The organism is Xanthomonas dyei, assembly GCF_002939865.1.
Taxonomy (GTDB): domain Bacteria; phylum Pseudomonadota; class Gammaproteobacteria; order Xanthomonadales; family Xanthomonadaceae; genus Xanthomonas; species Xanthomonas dyei.
Genome location: NZ_MDEE01000003.1, coordinates 57,411 through 78,041, shown reverse-complemented (window position 1 = coordinate 78,041; position 20,631 = coordinate 57,411). Strand labels below are relative to the sequence as shown.

At 65.0% G+C, this 20,631-nt stretch carries 17 protein-coding genes and 2 other RNA genes; 11 read left to right on the top strand and 8 right to left on the bottom strand.

From position 1 onward, the window contains the following. Positions 1-3: 3 nt before the first annotated feature. From XdyCFBP7245_RS04090 to XdyCFBP7245_RS04040, 11 genes are all read left to right on the top strand, one after another. Positions 4-1,443, top strand: a complete 1,440-nt coding sequence (locus tag XdyCFBP7245_RS04090) for an RNA polymerase factor sigma-54 (RefSeq protein WP_104614510.1) — start codon at positions 4-6, stop codon at positions 1,441-1,443. Positions 1,444-1,530: 87 nt separating this feature from the next. Beyond that, positions 1,531-1,848, top strand: a complete 318-nt coding sequence (gene hpf / locus XdyCFBP7245_RS04085; protein WP_011037930.1) for a ribosome hibernation-promoting factor, HPF/YfiA family — start codon at positions 1,531-1,533, stop codon at positions 1,846-1,848. A gap of 21 nt (positions 1,849-1,869) precedes the next feature. Further along, complete coding sequence (locus tag XdyCFBP7245_RS04080; protein ID WP_104614509.1) at positions 1,870-2,328, top strand: PTS sugar transporter subunit IIA; 459 nt, start codon at positions 1,870-1,872, stop codon at positions 2,326-2,328. Beyond that, entirely contained in the window at positions 2,325-3,275 is a 951-nt protein-coding gene (hprK, locus tag XdyCFBP7245_RS04075; RefSeq protein ID WP_005993219.1) for an HPr(Ser) kinase/phosphatase, read from the top strand. Before XdyCFBP7245_RS04080 ends, hprK begins: the two co-directional genes overlap by 4 nt. Beyond that, positions 3,272-4,144 carry an RNase adapter RapZ gene (gene rapZ, locus XdyCFBP7245_RS04070; protein WP_170068500.1) on the top strand — a complete coding sequence of 291 codons (873 nt, stop codon included), beginning with the start codon at positions 3,272-3,274 and terminating at the stop codon, positions 4,142-4,144. The genes hprK and rapZ overlap by 4 nt, the downstream gene beginning before the upstream one ends. Before the next feature lie 483 nt (positions 4,145-4,627). Then, positions 4,628-5,020, top strand: coding sequence for a PTS sugar transporter subunit IIA (locus XdyCFBP7245_RS04065; RefSeq protein WP_104614508.1), 393 nt, complete (start codon positions 4,628-4,630; stop codon positions 5,018-5,020). Then, positions 5,013-5,282, top strand: coding sequence for an HPr family phosphocarrier protein (locus XdyCFBP7245_RS04060; protein WP_104614507.1), 270 nt, complete (start codon positions 5,013-5,015; stop codon positions 5,280-5,282). The genes XdyCFBP7245_RS04065 and XdyCFBP7245_RS04060 overlap by 8 nt, the downstream gene beginning before the upstream one ends. 58 nt (positions 5,283-5,340) lie before the next feature. Beyond that, on the top strand, positions 5,341-7,071 hold the full coding sequence (gene ptsP, locus XdyCFBP7245_RS04055; RefSeq protein WP_104614506.1) for a phosphoenolpyruvate--protein phosphotransferase: 1,731 nt from the start codon (positions 5,341-5,343) through the stop codon (positions 7,069-7,071). A 77-nt stretch (positions 7,072-7,148) separates the two neighbouring features. Then, positions 7,149-7,223: non-coding RNA, sX9 sRNA (locus XdyCFBP7245_RS04050), on the top strand. A gap of 270 nt (positions 7,224-7,493) precedes the next feature. Further along, positions 7,494-8,855: a magnesium transporter gene (gene mgtE, locus XdyCFBP7245_RS04045; RefSeq protein WP_005993208.1), complete on the top strand. Its 1,362-nt coding sequence runs from the start codon at positions 7,494-7,496 to the stop codon at positions 8,853-8,855. 97 nt (positions 8,856-8,952) lie between these two features. Further along, on the top strand, positions 8,953-9,792 hold the full coding sequence (locus XdyCFBP7245_RS04040; RefSeq protein ID WP_170068499.1) for a carboxylesterase family protein: 840 nt from the start codon (positions 8,953-8,955) through the stop codon (positions 9,790-9,792). Positions 9,793-9,958: 166 nt separating this feature from the next. Here XdyCFBP7245_RS04040 and cydB read toward each other — a convergent pair whose 3' ends face one another. From cydB to XdyCFBP7245_RS03995, 8 genes are all read right to left on the bottom strand, one after another. Then, positions 9,959-10,975, bottom strand: coding sequence for a cytochrome d ubiquinol oxidase subunit II (cydB, locus tag XdyCFBP7245_RS04035; RefSeq protein WP_104614505.1), 1,017 nt, complete (start codon positions 10,973-10,975; stop codon positions 9,959-9,961). Next, the gene (locus tag XdyCFBP7245_RS04030; RefSeq protein WP_104614596.1) at positions 10,975-12,372 is read right to left on the bottom strand and encodes a cytochrome ubiquinol oxidase subunit I; all 1,398 of its coding nucleotides are present in this window, start codon (positions 12,370-12,372) and stop codon (positions 10,975-10,977) included. Before XdyCFBP7245_RS04030 ends, cydB begins: the two co-directional genes overlap by 1 nt. 275 nt (positions 12,373-12,647) lie before the next feature. Continuing rightward, a non-coding RNA gene (locus XdyCFBP7245_RS04025) (sX9 sRNA) lies at positions 12,648-12,723 on the bottom strand. A gap of 149 nt (positions 12,724-12,872) precedes the next feature. Then, positions 12,873-14,102, bottom strand: coding sequence for a membrane dipeptidase (locus XdyCFBP7245_RS04020; RefSeq protein ID WP_104614504.1), 1,230 nt, complete (start codon positions 14,100-14,102; stop codon positions 12,873-12,875). Between the two features lie 411 nt (positions 14,103-14,513). Next, the gene (locus XdyCFBP7245_RS04015) at positions 14,514-15,893 is read right to left on the bottom strand and encodes an amino acid permease (RefSeq protein WP_104614503.1); all 1,380 of its coding nucleotides are present in this window, start codon (positions 15,891-15,893) and stop codon (positions 14,514-14,516) included. 534 nt (positions 15,894-16,427) lie between these two features. Further along, complete coding sequence (locus tag XdyCFBP7245_RS04010; protein ID WP_104614502.1) at positions 16,428-17,489, bottom strand: pectate lyase family protein; 1,062 nt, start codon at positions 17,487-17,489, stop codon at positions 16,428-16,430. 848 nt (positions 17,490-18,337) lie between these two features. After that, complete coding sequence (locus XdyCFBP7245_RS04000) at positions 18,338-19,279, bottom strand: proline iminopeptidase-family hydrolase (protein ID WP_104614501.1); 942 nt, start codon at positions 19,277-19,279, stop codon at positions 18,338-18,340. 406 nt (positions 19,280-19,685) lie between these two features. Next, the gene (locus XdyCFBP7245_RS03995; RefSeq protein ID WP_104614500.1) at positions 19,686-20,450 is read right to left on the bottom strand and encodes a LuxR family transcriptional regulator; all 765 of its coding nucleotides are present in this window, start codon (positions 20,448-20,450) and stop codon (positions 19,686-19,688) included. Positions 20,451-20,631 lie beyond the last annotated feature (181 nt).

Below are 20,631 nucleotides of genomic sequence, written 5' to 3'. Positions count from 1 at the left end.
TGCATGAAAGCCCGGCTTCAGACATCGCTAGGACAGCAGCTGGTCATGACGCCGCAATTGCGTCAGGCGATCAAGCTATTGCAGATGTCCACCACCGAGCTGGAACTGGAAATCGCCGAAGCGGTGGAAACCAACCCGCTGCTGGAATGGGCCGACGAAGCCGCGCATGCGGCCGGCGACACAGCGGTGGAGTCCGCGTCGTCCTCGTCCAGCGAGGAACCCCAGCGCGAAGAACCGGCGCCTGCCGAACGCGACGACGATTGGTCGCAGGACGAATTGCAGTGGACCGGCTCGGGCAGCGGTGGCAGTTTCGACGATGACGAGTCCGGCGATGCCGCCGAGCGCGTGGCCGAATCGGAAACCCTGGCCGACCATCTGCTGTGGCAACTGCACTTGTCGCCGTTGTCGCCACGCGACCGCCAGATCGGCGCGCTGCTGATCGATGCGCTGGACGAAGACGGTTATCTGCGCGAGCCGCTGTCGGCCATTCTCGAAACACTGGCGCTGGGCGCTGCGGTGGACGAGGCGGAAGTACTGACCGTGCTGCATCAGATCCAGCGTTTCGACCCGGTCGGCGTGGGTGCGCGTACGCTGGGCGAGTGCCTGACCTTGCAGCTGGCGGTGCTCGACCCGGCCATCCCCGGGCGCGAGCTGGCGCTGCAGATCGTCGCCGGCCCGCTGGAACGGCTGCCGCGTGCCGGTGTGCCCGGCCTGGCGCACGAACTCAAGCGCTCGGCCGCCGATGTCGAACAGGCCGTGCAGCTAGTGCGTTCGTTGGACCCGCGCCCGGGCAAGCAGATCGGCGACCTGTCACAAGACACCTACGTGGTGCCCGACTGCGTGATCTGGCGCCAGCGCGGCGTCTGGCGCGCGTCGCTGGCCGGCCGCTCGCAGCCCAAGGTCACCATCCATCGCGGCTACGAGAACCTGATCCGCAGCTGCGGCGAATCCGACGCCGGCTACCTGCGTGGGCAATTGCAGGAGGCGCGCTGGCTGCTCAAGAGCCTGGAAGCCCGCGGCGAAACCCTGCTGCGGGTGGTGCGCTGCCTGTTGCAGCACCAGGCCGGGTTTCTGGAATTCGGCGCGCAGGCGCTGCGCCCGCTGACCCTGCGCGAGATCGCAGGCGAGCTCGGCCTGCACGAATCCACCATTTCCCGCGCCATTGCCCGCAAATACGTGCGCACCCCGCGCGGCACCATCGCGCTGCGCTCGTTCTTTGCCTCCGGCATCGACACCGACAGCGGCGGCGAAGCGTCCAGCACCGCCATCCAGGCCATGATCCGGCGCCTGATCGACGCAGAAAACCCGCGCAAACCCTTGTCGGACGCCAAGTTGGCAGATCTGTTGAAGACTTCCGGCGTACCAGTGGCGCGGCGCACCGTTGCGAAGTATCGTGAGGCCATGAACATTTCCGCCTCCCACGAACGCGTACGCATCGCCTGACGTTGCAACCACCGCAACGCCGGCCTGCGCCGGGTGAGTCGGATCACCGGAAAGGTTCATTGGCCCACCGACCAATGGAGGTATCCGATGCGCATCGAGACGTATGGCCACCAGCTTGAAGTAACCCCCGCCCTGCGGGACTACGTGGCAAGCAAGCTGCAGCGACTGCAGCGCCATTTCGACCAGCACTGCGAAGTCCGAACGCAGCTGGCCGTTCGCAAGCCGGACCACCACGTGGTCGCCACCGTCAACCTTCCCGGTCGCACCCTGCACGCAGATGCCAGCGGTTCCACCATGTATGCAGCCATCGACCTGCTGGTCGACAAGCTCGACCGCCTGGTGCTCAAGCACAAAGAAAAGAAATGTAACCACCACGCACGCGAGGTGCGCGACAATCCCGCATGACGCTTCCCGCTTGATGCCCTCATGCCTTTAACCGATCTGATGGCGGCCGTGCGCACCGTGGTGTCGCCGGCCGCCGATCGCGACACCGTCCTGCACACCGCCGCCGAGTTGCTGTCCTGCCGACAGGCCGGTGCCGACGAGCTCTACGCCAACCTGTGCGAGCGCGAGGCACTGGGCAGTACCGCCATCGGCCATGGCATCGCCATTCCGCATGGACGCTGCCCCAATCTGACCGAACCGCGCGGCGCGCTGCTGCGGCTGGATGCGCCGGTTGCGTTCGGCAGCGATGAGCCGGTGGACCTGGTGTTCGCCATGGCGGTACCTGCGCACTACACCCACCAACACCTGATGCTGTTGTCGGAACTGGCCGAGCGCTTCTCCGACGCGCAGTTCCGTCAGCAGCTGCGCGCCGCGCCCGATGCCGACGCGCTGATGGCCCTGCTCACCGATGCGCCTCCACCACAGGCCAGCGCGGCATGAATACCAGCATCACCGCACGCGAATTATTCGACCAGCAACGCGACAAGCTGGCGCTGCGCTGGGTCGCCGGGCAGAAAGGCGAGCACCGCGAGATCCAGGCAGGCAGCAACAACGCCCGCCGCCCGTCGCTGGCTGGCTATCTCAATGTGATCTATCCCAACAAGGTGCAGATCCTGGGCACCGAAGAGCTGGCCTGGCTGGATTCGCTGGACGCGCGGCAGCGCTGGGAGACCATCGAAAAGATCATCCAGGTGCAGCCGCTGGCACTGGCGATCAGCAAGAACCAGTCGTGCCCGGAAGATCTGCGTGCGGCGGCCGACGAATCCAATACCCCGCTGTGGATTTCGCCCAAGCGTGGCCATGAGCTGCTCAACCACCTTTCCTACCACCTGGCGCGCACGCTGGCGCCGCGGGTCACGCTGCATGGCGTGTTCATGGAGATCTATTCGATCGGCGTGCTGATCACCGGCGAAGCCGGCTCGGGCAAGAGCGAGCTGGCGCTGGAACTGCTCAGCCGTGGTCACCGCCTGGTGGCCGATGACGCGCCGGAATTCACCCAGATCGCCCCCGACGTGCTGGACGGCACCTGCCCCGAACTGCTGCAGGACCTGCTGGAAGTGCGCGGCTTGGGCGTGTTGAACGTGCGCGACATGTTCGGCGACACCGCGGTGAAGAAAAACAAGTATCTGCGCCTGATCGTGCACCTGACCCGGCCGATGACCGAGCCCACGCCGTCCGGCTACGAGCGCCTGACCGGCGATTCCGGCAGCCGCCACGTGCTGGATCTGGATGTGCCGCTGATTACCCTGCCGGTGATGCCGGGCCGCAACCTGGCCGTGCTGACAGAGGCCGCCACCCGGCTGCATATCCTGCGCACCAAGGGCATCGACCCGGCGGCGATGTTCATCGCCCGCCACAGCAACCTGCTGGAGCGACGCACGCCATGAGTACCGCGCCCTCCACGTTGATGATCGTGAGCGGGCTGTCCGGCTCGGGCAAATCGGTCGCATTGAAGACCTTCGAAGACCTGGACTACTACTGCTCGGACAATCTGCCGGTGGAGCTGCTGCCGGACTTCGTCAAGAGCCGCCTGCGCGGCAACCCGATCGGCGACCAGCGGCTGGCGGTCGGCATCGACGTGCGCAGCCGCAGCGACCTGACCCAGCTGGCGCAATGGCGCCAGGCCGCGCAGGAATACGGCATCGAGGCACGCCTGCTGTTTTTCGAAGCCAGCGATGAAGCGCTGATCAAACGCTATGCCGACACCCGCCGCCGTCATCCGCTGAGCCATCTCGGCCTGGCGTTGCCGGAGGCGATCACCCGCGAGCGGCAGTTGACCGAACCGCTACGCGCACAGGCCGACGCCATCATCGATACCAGCACGCTCAACGTGCATCAGTTGCGTCGCCGCGTGGTCACCGAGTTTGCGCTCGGCTCCAACGACCGCCTGTCGCTGCTGTTCGAATCGTTCGCCTACAAGCGCGGCGTGCCGGCCGAAGCCGACTTCGTGTTCGATGCGCGCGTGCTGCCCAACCCGCACTGGGACCCGGAGCTGCGCCCGCTCACCGGCCGCGATGCCGGCGTACGCAACTATCTGGACAACGAGGCGGACGTGCAGCGCTACAGCGCGCAGATCGTGGACCTGCTCGACACCTGGCTGCCGCGGCTGCGCAACGACACCCGCAGCTACGTGACCATCGCCTTCGGCTGCACCGGCGGCAAGCATCGCTCGGTGTACATGGCCGAACGCATGGCGCGGCATGCGCGCGAACAGGGCTGGCCGGAGGTGGCGACGTTTCATCGCGAGCAGGACTGATTGGAGCTGGGAGTGGGGATTGGCAATTCGGGATTCGTCAACGCGCAGCCCTGCGTGCTGTGACGTGTATCGCTTCGCTGAAGTGGGTGGTGCGTTCGTCGAGGTGCGGGGCAGCTGCGTCTGGTTGGCGTTGACCGCAGGACTGGATGTGTCTGGCGCGCGTCGTTGCAGCTTCCCTAGTCTTGATGCAGCGGCGCGGATTGCAGGTGCTTCGACATGCGCGTGCGTGTTGAAGAACCAGCAGACCTCTCCTGCATCTGGACGTGCACTGCTCCGCAGAATGCGAACTGCAGCGTTCGCTTGAACTGTGTTCGGCAGCGATCTGATGCGTGTCACGGATCATTGGTCATACCCGCTGCAACGCGCTGGTTGCGCGCCGCGTACGCGCTCTGTTGCTGTGGTTTTAAACGGCTATTCAGTTCGCAACGCATCGGTGCGGGTAAACGCTATCGCGCGGTCACGCTGACCTGTTAACGTTTCGGCATGGCCTGTGGCATTCTCCTCATTACTCATCCCGGCATCGGCGCAGCGTTGTTGAACGTGGCGACGGGGCTGTTGCGGCATTTGCCGCTGAAGACCGAAGCATTCGATGTGCCGTTCGATGCAGACCTGGGCGCGTTGTTGCCCCAGGCCTCGGCGGCGATGCGTCGGGTCGACAGCGGCGACGGCGTGCTGGTCATGACCGACCTGTATGGCGCAAGCCCCAGCAATCTCGCCAGCCGGTTGGCCACGCTGGGCACGCCGGTTCGCCGGGTGTCCGCGCTCAGCCTGCCGATGCTGCTGCGGGTGATGAATTACCCCGAACAAGGTTTGCAGGAGCTGCCCGCCACCGCGGCGGCCGGTACCCGCAACGGAGCGATCATCGACGATGCTTGAACGCGAACTCATTGTGTCCAACCGACTCGGACTGCATGCGCGGGCAACCGCCAAGCTGGTGCAGACGTTGTCGTCCTATCGCAGCAACGCCACGCTGGCGGCCAAGGGCCGCGAGGTGAACGCCAAGAGCATCATGGGCGTGATGTTGCTGGCCGCAGGCCAAGGCACCAGCGTGATGGTGCGCCTGGATGGCGAAGACGAAGCGCAGGCCTTGCAGGCGCTGGTGGAGTTGTTCGAGCGTCGTTTCGACGAGGACAGCTGAGCATGCGTCGCGTCGGTGCCGTTGCGACCGACACGGCGCCACTGCGCCAGGCACACGCATGAGTCTGCGCCTGCGCGGACATGGCGCCTCGCGCGGCAATGCGCTCGGGCGCGCGCGCGTACGCCAGAGCCACACGCTGGAAGTGGCCGAGCAACGCGTGCCCGCCAACCAGGTGGAAACGCAGTTGCAGCGCCTGCACACCGCCATCGAGGCAGCACGTGTCGAAATGCAGGAACTGCGCGACCGCCTGCATGGCGCGCTGGCGCGCGAAGTCGGCGAATTTCTGGAACTGCATGCGCTGCTGCTGGACGACCCGGAATTGCTGCAAGGACTCGATGAGCTGATCCGCACCCACCGCTACAGCGCCGACTACGCGCTGCGCGTGCAGCGCGACCGGCTGGCGGCCGTGTTCGATGGTATGGAAGACGCCTATCTCAGAAGCCGCATGGACGATCTGGATCACGTGATCGGCCGCATCCATGCGTTCTTGCACAAGCGTGCGCCCGACCTCAAGGGCGTGGCCGGCGAGATCCTGGTCTGCGACAACGTGGCGCCGTCCGAACTGGCGCAGCTGCAGGCGCAAGGCGTGGTCGGCATCGTCACCACCGCCGGCAGTACGCTGTCGCATAGCGCGATCCTGGCGCGCAGCCTGCATCTGCCACTGGTGGTGGGAGTCAGCGATGCGGTGCAGCGGATCGACGATGGCGACGTGCTGATCGTCGATGCCGGCTCCGGCCAGGTCATCGTCGACCCCACGCCCGACCATCTGCGCGACTACCGCGAGCGTTTACGCACGCTGGCCAAGGAGCAGCGCGAACTCGGCCGGCTGCGCTCCAAGCCCACGCGCACCCGCGACAACGTCGATATCACCCTGCTGGCCAACGCCGAGTCGCTGGAAGACGTCGCGCGCGCGCATGCGCTGGGCGCCAGCGGCCTGGGCCTGTACCGCACCGAATTCCTGTTCCTGCAGCGTAACGAGCTGCCCGACGAAGACGAGCAGTTCCACACCTACCGCGACACCGTGCTGGGCATGAGCGGCCGCCCGGTGACCATTCGCACGCTGGATCTGGGCGCCGACAAGGCCGACCGCACCGGCCTGACCTTGAGCGACGAAGACAACCCGGCCCTGGGCCTGCGTGGCGTGCGCCTGTCGCTGGCCCGCCCCGCGGTGGCGCAGGCGCAGTTGCGCGCGATCCTGCGCGCGTCCGGCTACGGCCCGGTGCGCATTCTGGTGCCGATGGTCAGCGGCCGCGAAGAAATCCAGTTGGTGCGCAAACAGCTGAAAAAGCTCACCGCGCAGTTGCGCGACGAAGGCCACGAGATTGCCGAGCACATTCCGCTGGGCGCGATGATCGAGGTGCCTGCTGCGGCGCTGGCGCTGGATTGCTTTATCGACGACATCGACTTCCTGTCGATCGGCACCAACGACCTGGTGCAGTACCTGCTGGCGGTGGATCGCAACAACGAGGCGCTGGGCGAGTTGTATTCGCCATTGCATCCGGCGGTGTTGCGGCTGATTGCGCAGGTGATCGCCACCGGGCGGGCATACGGCAAGCCGGTGGCGGTGTGCGGCGAGATTGCCGGCGACCCGCGGTTCGTACCGATGTTGCTGGCGTTGGGGCTCACCGAATTCAGCCTGCACCCGGCCACCTTGCTGGAAGTGCGCCGCGCGGTACGCGACATCCACCTGGGCGAGCTGCGCGTGCATGGCGACAAGTTGTTGCGCGCACGCGACCGCAAGGGCATCGAGAAGTGGCTGGCCTGCAATGCGCAGGCCGTGTTGCGTTAGCGCCACAGGCGACTGAGAGCAGCCAACAAAACGACTGTGTTCACCGCCATGCGTGCGCAGCCGGTGCTCGGTGCGGCATGTACCACACGGACATCCGGTTCCTCCGCGCAGCCCGCACCCAGCTGACGACTGCTCGCTACGTGTTGTTAGCCGATCTGATCGCCTCTGCCCTGCGCGCACCGCGACACGCAGAGTCGGCCATTTCATAGCCACTTGCGCACGCCGCACGTCGTTGGCCCGATGCGGCAAGCGCCGGCGCAATGCGCTCACCCTTTCAGGGCGCATCCTGCATCGCTTCGGCAATCCGCATGCGGATCGCCACACCGCTGTATGTTTCGTCACCATGCGCAAGCGATAATGCCGCGCTGATCCAGCACCGCGTCTTCCACTGACGGCGCGTCCACTTTTCCGGGGAGCCGCGCATGGCCGAAGCCGTCCGCCACGACAAGACTGCGCGCCAGCTACGATTGCTGTCCGACGCGCTGGATAGCGGACGCTTGGGGCCGGTACGCCGGCTGGTCAACACGCTGGCGCCGGCGGAGATCGGCAACCTGCTGGAATCGCTGCCGCCGGGCAAGCGCGAAGTGGTGTGGGGGCTGGTCGACCCCGAAGACGATGGCGAAGTGCTGCTGCATGTCGGCGACGAAGTGCGCGAAAGCCTGCTGGCGGACATGGACACCGACGAAATCGTCGCTGCGGTCGAAGACCTGGACATCGACGATCTGGCCAATCTGGTCGAAGACCTGCCCGACACCGTCATCGACGAAGTGCTCAAGTCGATGGACCGCGAGAACCGCGAGCGGCTGGAGCAGGTGCTGTCGTATCCGGAAGACACCGCCGGCCGCCTGATGAACCCGGACGTGGTGACGGTGCGCGCCGACGTCAATGTCGATGTGGTGCTGCGCTACCTGCGCCTGCGCGGCGAGCTGCCCGATCACACCGATCACCTGTATGTGGTGAGCCGACGTCATCAGTACCTGGGTCGCGTGTCGCTGGCCGCGCTGGTCACGCATGAGGACAGCACGCCGGTCAATCGCTTGATCGACGACGAGCAACCGGCGATCGATGTGGGCGATGGCTCGGACGAGGTGGCGCGGCGCTTCTCCGATCACGACTGGATCTCCGCGCCGGTGGTGGACGACAACAACATCCTGCTCGGCCGCATCACCATCGATGACGTGGTGGACATCATCCGCGAGCAGGCCGAGCACCAGGCCATGAGCGCGGCCGGTCTGGACGAAGACGAGGACATGTTCAGCCCGGCGCGGCGTGCATTCCGTCGCCGGCTGATCTGGCTGGGCATCAATCTGTGCACCGCTTTTCTGGCCTCCAGCGTGGTCAGCCGCTTCGAAGGCACCATCGAAAAACTGGTGGCGCTTGCGGCATTGATGCCGATCGTGGCCGGCATGGGCGGCAACGCCGGCACCCAGGTACTCGCGCTGATGGTGCGCGGCCTGGCGCTGGGGCAGATCGGCTCGTCCAACGTGATGACCCTGCTCAAGAAGGAACTCACGGTCGCGCTGATCAACGGCCTCTGTCTGGGCGTGGGGCTTGGGCTGATCGTGCTGGCCTGGTTCGGCCAGCCGATGCTGTCGCTGGTGATCGGCACGGCGCTGACCTTGAACATGCTGACCGCGGCCTTCGGCGGCGTGCTGGTGCCGGTGACGCTCAAACGGCTGGGCTTCGATCCGGCGCTGGCCGGCGGCGTGATCCTGACCACGCTGACCGACGTGATGGGCTTCTTGAGCTTCCTGGGCCTGGCCACGTTGATCCTGATGCCGTGAGCGCGTGCGCCTGACCGCGTGCACGCGCAACCGAAAATGGTGGAGCACATGACGCATCCACGTTGCTCGCCGCAACGCGACGTGCCAGCGCCCCTGCATGCGGCGATACTGCAGCTTGGTGATCGATGGGGAGTGCTGCGTGATTGCTCGTTGCGTCTTACTTGGAATTCTTGCGCTGGTGCTCGCCGGTTGCTCCAGCATGGCTGAGCGCAAACATGATGGGCGGCGCGGCCACTTCGTCGCCCGCACCCTGCAGCTGGAAGGCCGGCTATACCGCTATCAGGTGTTCGTGCCGGCCGCCAAGGCGCCGCAGCCACGGCCGATCGTGTTGTTTCTGCACGGCTCCGGCGAGCGCGGCGACAACGGACGCGACCAGGCCGAAGTCGGCGTCGGGCCTTACCTGAGCGAACACACCGCCGACTTCCCGGCACTGGTGGTGTTGCCGCAGGTACCCGACGACGAGGAATGGCTGGGCATCAATGCGCGCATGGCGATCGCCGCGCTGGATGCGGCCAGCGCCGAGTTCGCTGCCGACCCGCAACGCACCTACCTCACCGGCATCTCGATGGGCGGCTATGGCGCGTGGGAAATCGGGCTGATGCAGCCGCAGCGATTCGCCGCGATCGTACCGGTCTGCGGCGCGCTCAAGGCGCCACGCGACGAGCGCCGCACGCTGTACGTCAGCCTGGTGGCCAAGGAGGCCGACCCCTACACGGCAGCGGTCACCCAGCTCAAGCACGTGCCGATCTGGACATTCCACGGCGCCAAGGACACCTCCGTGCCACCGCACGACGACCGCGCGTTGTACCGCGCGGCAAAAGGCGTGGGCGCCAACCTGCGCTACAGCGAATATCCCGAAGGCAACCACAACGTCTGGGACGTGACCTACGCGGACCCGGCGATGTGGGAGTGGATGTTCAAGCAACGTCTGCGCTGAGCGTGTTGCAGTTGGCCGCAGTGGACGCGCGCTCAGGCGCGCGGAGATTGCTGCAGTGAAGGCGAAGGCCGACCGTGATCGTGCCGGCGCCTACCTGGCGCTAGCGCGCGTCGCGCCTGCCAGTCGATTTCAACCCGCGCAGCAGTCGAAGACCTGACTGCCGCCATCAGTGGTGGTAGCCGGTTTCCGCGGTGATCTTGCCGCGGAACACCCGGTACGACCACACCGTGTAGCCCAGCACCAGCGGCAGCAACATCACCAGCCCCACCATCGCAAACAGCTGCGAGGATGGCGGCGCGGCAGCCTGCCAGATGGTATAGACCGGCGGCACCAGATACGGCCACATGCCCAGCACCAGGCCCAGGAAGCCGAGGACGAACAAGCCCATCGCCAGCAGGAACGGCGGCGTATCCGGCCGCCCCGGTTCGGTGGCGCGCCACAGCGCATAGCCCACCACGGCAACCAGCACCGGTACCGGCATCAGCCACAGGTAATGCGCCTCGTTGAACCAGCGGTCCATCACATGCGATTGCAACGACGGCAGCCACGCGCTGACCAGGCCGATGAAAACCAGCACGCTCAGGCTCAATGGCCGGCTCAACTGACGCGCCAGCGCGTGCACGTGACCTTCGGTCTTGAGAATCAGCCAGGTGCTGCCGAGCAGCGCATAACCGAACACCAAGGCCGCGCCGGTCAGCATCGCGAACGGGCTGAACCAGCCCCAGATCCCGCCCACATAGCGGTCGTTCTCGATCGGCAGGCCCTGCACCAGCGCGCCCAGGATCACGCCCTGCGCGAAGGTGGCCAGGATCGAGCCGGCAGCAAACGCATTGCTCCACAACCGCCGCGAACGCTGCGCCTTGAAGCGAAACTCGAACGCCACGCCGCGGAACACCAGCGCCATCACCATCAGCAACACCGGCAGATACAGCGCCGACAGAATCACCGCGTAGGCCTTGGGAAACGCCGCCAGCAGCCCTGCCCCGCCCAGCACCAGCCAGGTTTCGTTGCCGTCCCAAATCGGCGCGGCGGTGTTCATCATCAGGTCCAGCTGCGCCTCGTCCTTGCGAAACGGCGCCAGGATGCCGATGCCGAGCACGAAGCCGTCCAGCACCACGTACATCAACACCCCGAAGCCGATCACCGCGAACCATGCCACCGGCAACACTGTTGTCATGTCCATCATGCGGCTCCATCGATCGGTTCGTCCGCGGCCGAGAGCGGCCGTGCGGGGGTGTGTTCGCCATGGTCCAACTGCGGCGCATCGTGCGGGGTCGGCCCGATCTTGCCGATCTTGACCAGGTACCAGATGCCCCAGCCGAACACGAACGCATAGCCGGCCACATACACCGACAACGAGATGGCGGTCATCAGCGTCGACTGCGGGCCCACTGCGTCGGCTGTGCGCAGCAGCCCATAGACCACGTACGGCTGCCGGCCGATTTCAGTGACGAACCAGCCGGAAATCAGCGCAATGAAGCCGCTTGGCAGCATCCAGCGCCAGGTCGCCAGCAACCAGCGCCACTGCACCAGCGTGCCGCGCCACAACGCGAATGCCGACACCCAGGCCACCAGCAACATCAACGAACCGATCCCCACCATGATGCGGAAGGCGAAGAACACCGGCGTCACCGGCGGGCGGTCGCGTGCCGGCACCGAGGTCAGCGGCGCGATGTTGCCGTCCAGGCGGTGGGTCAGGATCAGGCTGCCCAGGCGCGGAATCGCCAGCTCGTAATCGTTGCGCTCGGCCTGCGCATTGGGCACGGCAAACACCACCAGCGGGAATCCCTTGCCTGGTTCTTCGGCATGCCAGTGCGCTTCCATCGCCGCGATCTTCATCGGCTGATGCTTGAGCGTGTTCAAACCATGCATGTCGCCGACAAAGATCTGCAGCGGCACGGTGATGGCCGCAAACACCACCGCCAGCTTGAGCATGCGCAGGCCGGCCTCGCGGTGCACGCCGCGATGCAGATACCACGCGCCCACCGCGCCCACCACGAAACAGGTGGTGATGAACGAGCCCAGCGCCATGTGCGCAAGCCGATACGGGAACGAGGGATTGAAGATGATCTTCAACCAGTCCACCGGGTGCACGATGCCGTCGATCACCTCATAGCCGGCCGGCGTCTGCAGCCAGCTATTGGACGAGAGAATCCAGAACGTGGAAAACAGCGTGCCCAGCGCCACCATGCAGGTGGCAAAGAAATGCAGGCGCTCGGAAATGCGCCCCCAGCCGAACATCATCACGCCCAGGAAGCTGGCTTCGAGGAAGAACGCGGTGAGCACTTCGTAGCTCAGCAACGGCCCGATCACCCCGCCCGCAATGCGGCTCAGTTCCGGCCAATTGGCGCCGAACTGGAAGGCCATCACGATGCCGCTGACCACACCCATGCCGAACGACACGGCAAAGATCTTCTGCCAGAAGAAATACAGCTCGCGCCACACCGGCAGGCGCGTCCGCAACCAACGCCATTCCAGGAAGGCCAGCAGGCTGGACAGGCCGATGGTGAAGGCGGGAAACAAGACGTGGAAGGCGATGACGAATCCGAACTGGATACGCGATAGCAGCAGGGCGTCCACGGAGAGTGCTCCAGGAAAGGGTGGGAAGCGTCGGCGCACACGCTGCAAATCGATCGCCGAGACACATTGCGGTGGTCGATCGCGACGTCTACGCGACACCAACATGGTATGGACGGATGCACCGGTTCCCGATGCGACATGGCGTCGCATCTGCGGCAGTGTGTCGCAGCTGCCAGGCAAAAACGGCGCACCGGTGCGCATGCGGCAAGGCACTGATCAGTGCGGCCCGTTCAGACGATGCGCGCACGCCGCACCGCTCGCCGTGCCCTTAGATCGGCGAACAAAACGTAGCGAGCAGTCGCCAGGTGGGCGCGGGCGGCGCGGAGGAACCGGTGTGTACGAAGGGTAAAGGCCGCACCGAGCGCCGGCCGCGGCTGCCTGACGGTGATCACAGTCGGTTTGTTAGTGCTCTTAGTCGTCCGCCTCCCTGCCGACACCGGCACCGTTGAGCCGATTACAGCGCATTGCCCTCCCATGCCGTCGCCGCATCACCCAGGCCGCTATGGCCGCACCTGCTCCCAGACGCGCAGGAAATTGCCGCTATAGACATCGACGATACGCTGGACAGGCCAGCCTGCATCGAGCATCGCCTGGGTGAGCCGGGGCAGATCCGCGCCGCTGCGCATGCCAGTCGGCAGGCTGGAGATGCCGCCATCGAAATCGCTTCCGAAACTCAGATGCTTCCACGGATCTTCGACGATCCCCATGCCGGCGATCAGCCGGGCAAAGGCTTCGTAGTAGCCGATGACGAAGGCCAGATCGGCATCCATATTCGGGGTGCCGTCGGCCAGATACGCATGTTGCAGAAAGTACGGCGCCAGAATGACGCTGATGCAGCCACCGGTTTGCACGATGGCGCGGATCGCCGCATCGTCGAAGCCGCGCTCGAGATGACGCGATGGCCGCGTTTCGGTGCCACGGGTAATGCTGCGCGATGCCGCATGCGAGGCCATGGCCGGCACGTTGCGCTGCACGCAGATCTCGCACGCGTCGATCACCCCCTGGCTCGAGGTATGCGACAGATCCACCAGCAGTCCGACCGCGATGCAACGCTCCACGACCTGCCGACCGAATTGCGTCAGCCCCGCCCCTTCGATCGTGCGCCACGGATTGAGCGTGGCATAACCGGCCTGCGAGATGTCGGTATGGCTGAAATGGTTGAGTGTCAGGTAGGCGGCCCCTTCCTCGGCGGCGGTGCCCAGACGCTCCAGTCGCAACGCCTGGCTGCGACTGCCGCGTGGACCGAGCATATGCGCCCCCTCCAACGACAGGATCGCGCAACACAGACCTTCGGCCCGAATCGCACGCAGCTCGGCGGCGCTACGTGCCAACCGCATGCGTCCCCGGCTCGCTTCTACCATAGCCTCGACATAGCGCCGATGATCCACCCAGTTTTTCCAGGGATCGAAGAACGGCACGGCAATGAGGTTTTCCCAGAGCGCATGGGCACTGAAACAGGCACCGCCGTAACCGCCTGCAAGAAAATCGGGGCCACTCACATGGTGCATCAGCGGTTGATTGCGACCTCTCGGCGAGGTCTTGTTCATCAGCCAGAGGATCAACGAGCGTCGATGCGCCTTCCAGTCGCCTTTCCAAAAATCGTAACCACCCAACCGCGACAGATACAGCGAATCCAGATGCGTGTCGATCGGATAGGCCAGCGCATGCACGGCCTCCAGCGTCCGCGCAACAGTCAGGTCTGCAGACTCCTGGGATGACACCGCACTCATGGACGCTCCGGCAATGACCCTGAAACACGCACGACTCACCGCGCCCTATGATCGTTGGAGCATAAAAGATGGCATCCGGAAAACGCGCTGAAAGCGCTGGATTCGACTGCATAAAACCTAATGGAACGGTTCCGGCAAGTCCATGGCCGCAGCGCTTTTTTGAGAGCGCATCCACAAGGCGACGTCGTGCTCATTGGCGTCGATGGGCAGCCGACCCTCTGCGTGGCGTCATCTGACCGCAGGATGCGCGCGTGTCATGGCATTGCCGTCGGCAACCGCAAGTGCGTGCAGCGACGGGATCGAGCCGGCGGCCTGACGTTGCCGCCGATACCCGCCTGCAGGTCGCTGAACTGCAGGCGCCGACAGTTTGCCGATACAAACCGATGCGTCGGTTCTATGCACCCGGCACGATTACGCCTCGGCGCGTACCCGGCGTGCCAGTTCGCTGATCAACGCGATGCCGGCAGTGAGCCCCACCATCGACAGGAATTGCGCGCGGGTGTCGGCCGAGGACGCCAGCAGCACGAAGATCACTGCCAGGATCGCCAACGCCAGCAGCGTCAGCACCGGATACCCACGCATGCGGAACGGCAAGGCGATACCGGCGCGGTCCGCGCGCGCACGCAGGATCAACTGCGACAGCAGCGAGATGGTCCACACCAGCAGGCAGGTGGCGCCCACAATATTGAGCAGCATCGGCAGCACCTTGCCCGGATACAGCAATTCCAGCACCGCCGCGGCAAAACCGAACAGCACGCTGGCGATCACCGCGACCAGCGGCACTTGCTGGCGGCTGGTGTTACCCAGCCAACGCGGCGCCTCACCGCGCTGGGCCAGCGAGAAGATCATGCGCGAGGCGCCGTAGAGATTGGCGTTGAGCGCCGACAACAGCGCCACCACCGCCACCAGCGTGATGCCGGTGGCCGCGCCGGGAATCCGCGCCACTTCCAGCACGGCGGCGAACGGCGAACTCAGCGCGGCGCTGGTCCACGGCACCACCGCCACGATGACGCTGATCGAGCCGATATAGAACACCAGGATGCGCCAGGCCACGGTGCGGATGGTGCGCGCCAGGCTGCGCCCGGGGTCGGCGGTTTCGGCTGCCGCCACCGCCACGATCTCGGTGCCGCCGAAGGCGAACACCACTACCAGTAATGCGGTGCCCACCCCGGCCAGGCCCTTGGGCGCGAACCCGCCGTGCTGGGTGAAATTGGACAGCCCCGGCGACGCCACGCCCGGCAGCAGGCCGGCCAGCAACGCGCAGCCGATCAACAGGAAGATCACGATGGCGATCACCTTGAGGATGGCGAACCAGAATTCGAATTCGCCAAAATTACGCACGCCCAGCAGGTTGATCACGGTGAAGCTGGCCATGAAGATCGACGCCAGCATCGGTACCGGCAATGCCGGCCAGACGGTGGCCAACAGGCTGGCCGCGCCCACCGCCTCGGCGGCGATCACCACCACGATCTGCAGCCACCACAGCCAGCCCACGGTGGCGCCGGCGGTCGGACCCATCGCATCGGCCGCGTACACCGAAAAAGCACCACTGGCCGGCTTGGCCGCAGCCATCTCGCCGAGCGCATTCATCACGATGATCACCAGCGCACCGGCAATCAGGTAGGACACCAACACGGCCGGGCCGGCCGCATGGATGCCCACCCCCGAGCCCAGGAACAACCCGGCGCCGATCGCCGTACCCAGGCCCATCATCATCAATTGCCGCGGTTTCAAGGCATGGCGCAATGCAGGCGCAGCGGTCTCAGCAACAGGATCGGTCGGAAGCGACATGGACGGGATCGGGAAGGTGGTAACGCGACACGATACCGCGTCGTGACGCCGACCGCGCCTCTTGACGAAGACGTCCAGGCCAGGCTGAAGCTGCGGCCGCGCTGTCGACAGCCGGCACTCCCAACCGAAGCGATTGCCCAAGGCCATGCCGGTGCGCGACGCGCGCGCGTCGTGCTGCAGTGCACACTGGCCGCAGGAGCAAGGCCGACGGCGGTACTGGCATTGCCAAGGCGACGCGACGCGCTGATCGGTCGTACGACAGGGCTGCAACGCGGCGACCTTGCCGAGCGTGCGCGCTCATCGAAGGCGGCCTGTGCACACTGTGATCTCGTACCGCGATAACTCGTCTGCGGCGCCATCCCACCAATCGTGTGGCGATACGCGGTCGTCATCGCCCTTCCCTCCTCCCGACGGCATGTCGCTGCGGCGCGCGGCTACGTCAGACACGTGCAGAAAGCGTTGCCTGCAACAGCGCTGCACATAAAAAATCCCCGGCATAGCCGGGGATCGGTGGATGCAACGCTACGCCGACGCTTACTCGGCCAGATTCTTGCCTGCACCCGCGGTGGCGATCACTTTGGCCTTGACCTGCGCGGCCGGCGTGACGGTGTAGATATAGCCCAGCGGCTCCGGGAACACCTTGGAGCTGACCCAGTTGGTGGCATTGGCGTAGGGCTTGCTGCCATCCGGCGTGCCCCAGGTGATGCCGCTGCCGACGTAGTTGTTGATCAGGTCCCAGTAGCCGATCTCGCTGCTGTCGCGCGAGGTCACCGGGTTCTTGATGTTCTCGAAGTAGTTGGACTCGATCTTGGCCACACCGCCCATGCGCACGTTGATGCCGGAGGTGCTGACGTTGTTGAAGTAGTTGTTATAGACGTGGCTCAGCCCGCGACGCTGCAACGGCACGCGCGAGTCCACGTTCTCGAAGCGGTTGTGGTGGTAGGTGGTGCGGGCGGCCGAGTTCTTGGTGTCGCTGTCGCTATAGCCGTTGAGCGCGACCTTTTGATAGTTGTAGACATAGTTGTAGGACACGGTGACGTGATTCACGCCCTTCTTCATGTCGATGCCGCCATCGAACGAGGCATCGCCGGCGCCGGAGCATTTGGTCAACGAGGCGAACACGGTGTTGTGGTCGACCCAGATCCTGGACGGTTCGCCAGTGGAATTGCCTTCCAGCGAAATCGAATCGGCATCTTCGCCGCCTTGCAGCAGGCCGATGGTCATGTTCTGGATGATCACGTTATGCGCGTCGCCCACCACGCGCACACCGAAGTTGGCCGCCGAGCCGTTGGCACCCTTGATGGTGACATCGCTCTTGTTCTTGATCTGCACGGTCTTGGCCGGCAGCTTCCACTGCGCGCAGACGTCCTTGATGGTGCCGAAGTCGAACTTGCCGGTGTAGTTGAGCACCAGCCCGCCAGTGCCGGAATAACTGTCGATCGCAGCCTGCATCGCTTCGAAGGTGGCCACGTTGATAGGTGTCTTGTTGCCGCCGCCGGTGGTGGCAGCGCCGTAGCCAACCGGGCCGGCGATGGCGCTTGCAGCGCAGGTGGACAGTGCGAGCGCGAGTGCGCCCTGGAGCATCTTGCTGGTCATGCAGCCTCTCCCAAAGAAGTCGATAGGCGATGCGCGACGTCTGCGTGATGGCAAGGACGTCGGCAAAGCAGTGCGTGGGGGCCGCATTCTTCGCGCGATTTAAAACATAAAACAATTATCCATCTTTGAAACTTTGACGCACCACGGTGTTCTCTTTGCGGGACATGCAAAAGAGACAGCAGGAGACACGCAGGACAGGACACTGCCGTGCGTGCAAATTGATACGTGATTGACGAGGTCCGGTTGCGTGCGAGAGTCGCTGCGTCAGCGTTGACTGCTGCACGGTTGCGCTGCTGCAACGCGTTGATTCAATCTGTCGTTGCAGTGCGATGCCGCGCACCGCACCTCGATGCTGTGCAGTGCGGCAGAGAGAGACGTCCCCGCAGCATCGATGCATCGCACCTGTCTTGTAGCGCTGAAGTGACGCGCACTTGCCGCAGATACGCCTCGCTGCTGCAAGTGCTGATGACATGCCTGCGCAAGCTGCGCAGTGTCAGATCAGACGATGCTCATGGCGATAACGGCCTTACGCAGCCACGTGTTGCATGCAGTACGCACGACCGACAGCGCGTGGATTGCGACCGCTATGACGCCGCAGTGGGTGCGGAAACCCTGCTTGATGCCCAATTGCGCCACAGGCAACGTCTTGAACGATCAGGGTGACGCACATCGCCGACTCACGCAGCCGATGTGTGGTCGAGCGCTGGCGCGGTGTTTTCACGCGGCAGGACGCGAGCGCGATGCACTGCACCACGCTCGCGCGAGAATGCGCGGCTTGCACACCGGTCGACGCGCGACAGCGACAACGCGACGCAGCAGGCAAGCTACCCACCAGTAGCGCCACGCCTTTACACAGCGCGAGTGATCGATCCCGACAGATGCGCAAGCTCGCCGCCCGGCCACGGCGTGTGGTCCTCGAGAAAATCGCCGACCAGACGCATGCAGGCAGCGCGTTCTTCCACGTGCGGCATATGGCTGGAATTGGCGAACACGTGCCATCGCGCATCCGGAATCAAGCGCGCGTACGGCTCGACGGTTTCCGGCGTGGCTTCGTCGTACTTGCCCGACAGCACCAGCGTGGGCGCCATGATGCGGTGCAGCCGCTCGATGATGCTCCAGTTGCGCAGACTGCCCACCACGTGGAATTCGGTTGGGCCATTCATGGCGTGATACACGGTGGGGTCGGCATCGATGGCGGCGAAGGTGCGCGCCACCTCATCCGGCCACGGCACCAGGCGGCACACATGCTGTGCGTAAAACACCTGGCTGGCCGCCCGATATTCCGGGTGATCCAGCGTGCCGGCCGCTTCGTGTTGGTCCAGCGCGCCCTGTATCTGCTCGGGCAGGCCAGCGCGCAGACGCAGTGCTGCCGCGCGCCACAAGCCCATCGACGCCGGCGAATTGGCGATCACCAACGCACGCAACCCGCTGGGCCGGCGCACCGCGTGCTCGGCGGCCAGCATCCCGCCCCACGACTGGCCCAGCAACGCGTATTGCGACAGGCCCAAGTGCTCGATCAGCGTCTGCAACTCGTCCAGAAACAGCCCGACCGTCCAGAACCCGGGATCCGCGTTGGGAAGATGGGTGGAGCGGCCATTGCCGAGCTGGTCGTAATGAATCACTGCACGGCCATTGCCGGCCAGGTCCTTGAAGCTGTCGACATAGTCGTGAGTGCAACCGGGCCCACCGTGCACCACCACCAGCGGGCAGGCATCGCTGCGCAGGTCGCCGCTGATGCGGTACCAGGTGCGATAGCCGCGGAATTGGACGTACCCCTCGGTGGACTGCATGACCTGCGCCTGTCTCGGCAATGATGAACGCCGAGCCTAGCGGGCAGCCGTGTCTGCGTTAACTGGCAAATCTCACAGGTTTGCAGCGGTTTCGGAGCCATCGCGTGGGTGGCTTGCGCGTTGGACACGCTGCGGATAAACGCCTATGAAGTACCGACGATTGCGCAGACCAATCGCAAATTCGATGTTCAAGGTCGACGACTATCGACCACATCGCTGCAACTGCTGCGATGCGCAGCGTGACCAGGTCTTCAGCATCACGCACTGCGCCGCAGGCGCGTGCCCTGCTAGCAGTCGGTCGTCGTACCTCAGCCTGCGCAACACAGCGCTGGCCATTGGAAGCGTCGATCGCCAAGCATCGATGTGCGGTGTGCACTCAATGCCACAAGCAGCCACCGCAACGTACTTAAGGCTCCAGCAATCGGTAGTGCATCCCGCGCACCACCGCCTCGACACGATTGCGCGCGCCCAGTTTGCGCGCGGCCGAATTCAGATGCAGGTTGACCGTGGCGGTGGACCGATTGAGCGCGGCGGCGATGCTCTTGGCGGTCAGCCCCTTGGCCGAATACTGCAGGCATTCGCGCTCGCGCCGGGTCAGGGCGATGTGGTGGCAGCGTCGCTCCTGCGGGTCCAGCAGTTCCTGTGCGCGCGCCTGGAACACATGCGCAAGCAGCAAGAACGGAGCAAGCTGTGCTTCGGCCAGGCGCGGCGCTTCGGCGGCACTCGCATCGACCGCGCCACTGAACGTGGCAAACGCCCCGCCTGGCAGATGCAGCGGCACGGTGACACCGGTACCCATGCCGCTATCGCACAGATAGCGCGTCACCTGGCGGTGCTGCGCACCGACGTATTCCACCCCGGGCCGGTTGCCATCGGTGCGGTACGACCACACGAAGGGCGTGGTGCGTTGCGTGGCACGCTGCTGAACGGGGTCATGTTGGTAGTAACCGTGCTCGCACCAAACATGTTGCATATCGCCGGGCGCATTGCGCTGCATGAACACGCTCGGGGTAATCAGCGCGCCTTCCATGCTCAGCGGCACCGGCGCGTAGTCGTATACCAGCGACTGGAAGCCCAACACGCACACGTCGCCGAACACCCGATCCAGACAGGCGTTGAGCGTACGCAGTGCCTGCAGATCGCGGCCCAGGCTGGCCAGAGTGTCGAACATGGGGGTCCTTCGGAGCGGTTGACGCCTCTGCTGGATGACATCCAGCACGGAAAACCTAGCACTTTTACCAATGGATGGGCTTGCCGGCCACATTATCGTCACAATGCCGGTCACATAGCTGCAGGGCAGCATCGGCTTTCCGGACCGCGCGCCTGCGCTGAACCTGCCTTCCTTACAACGG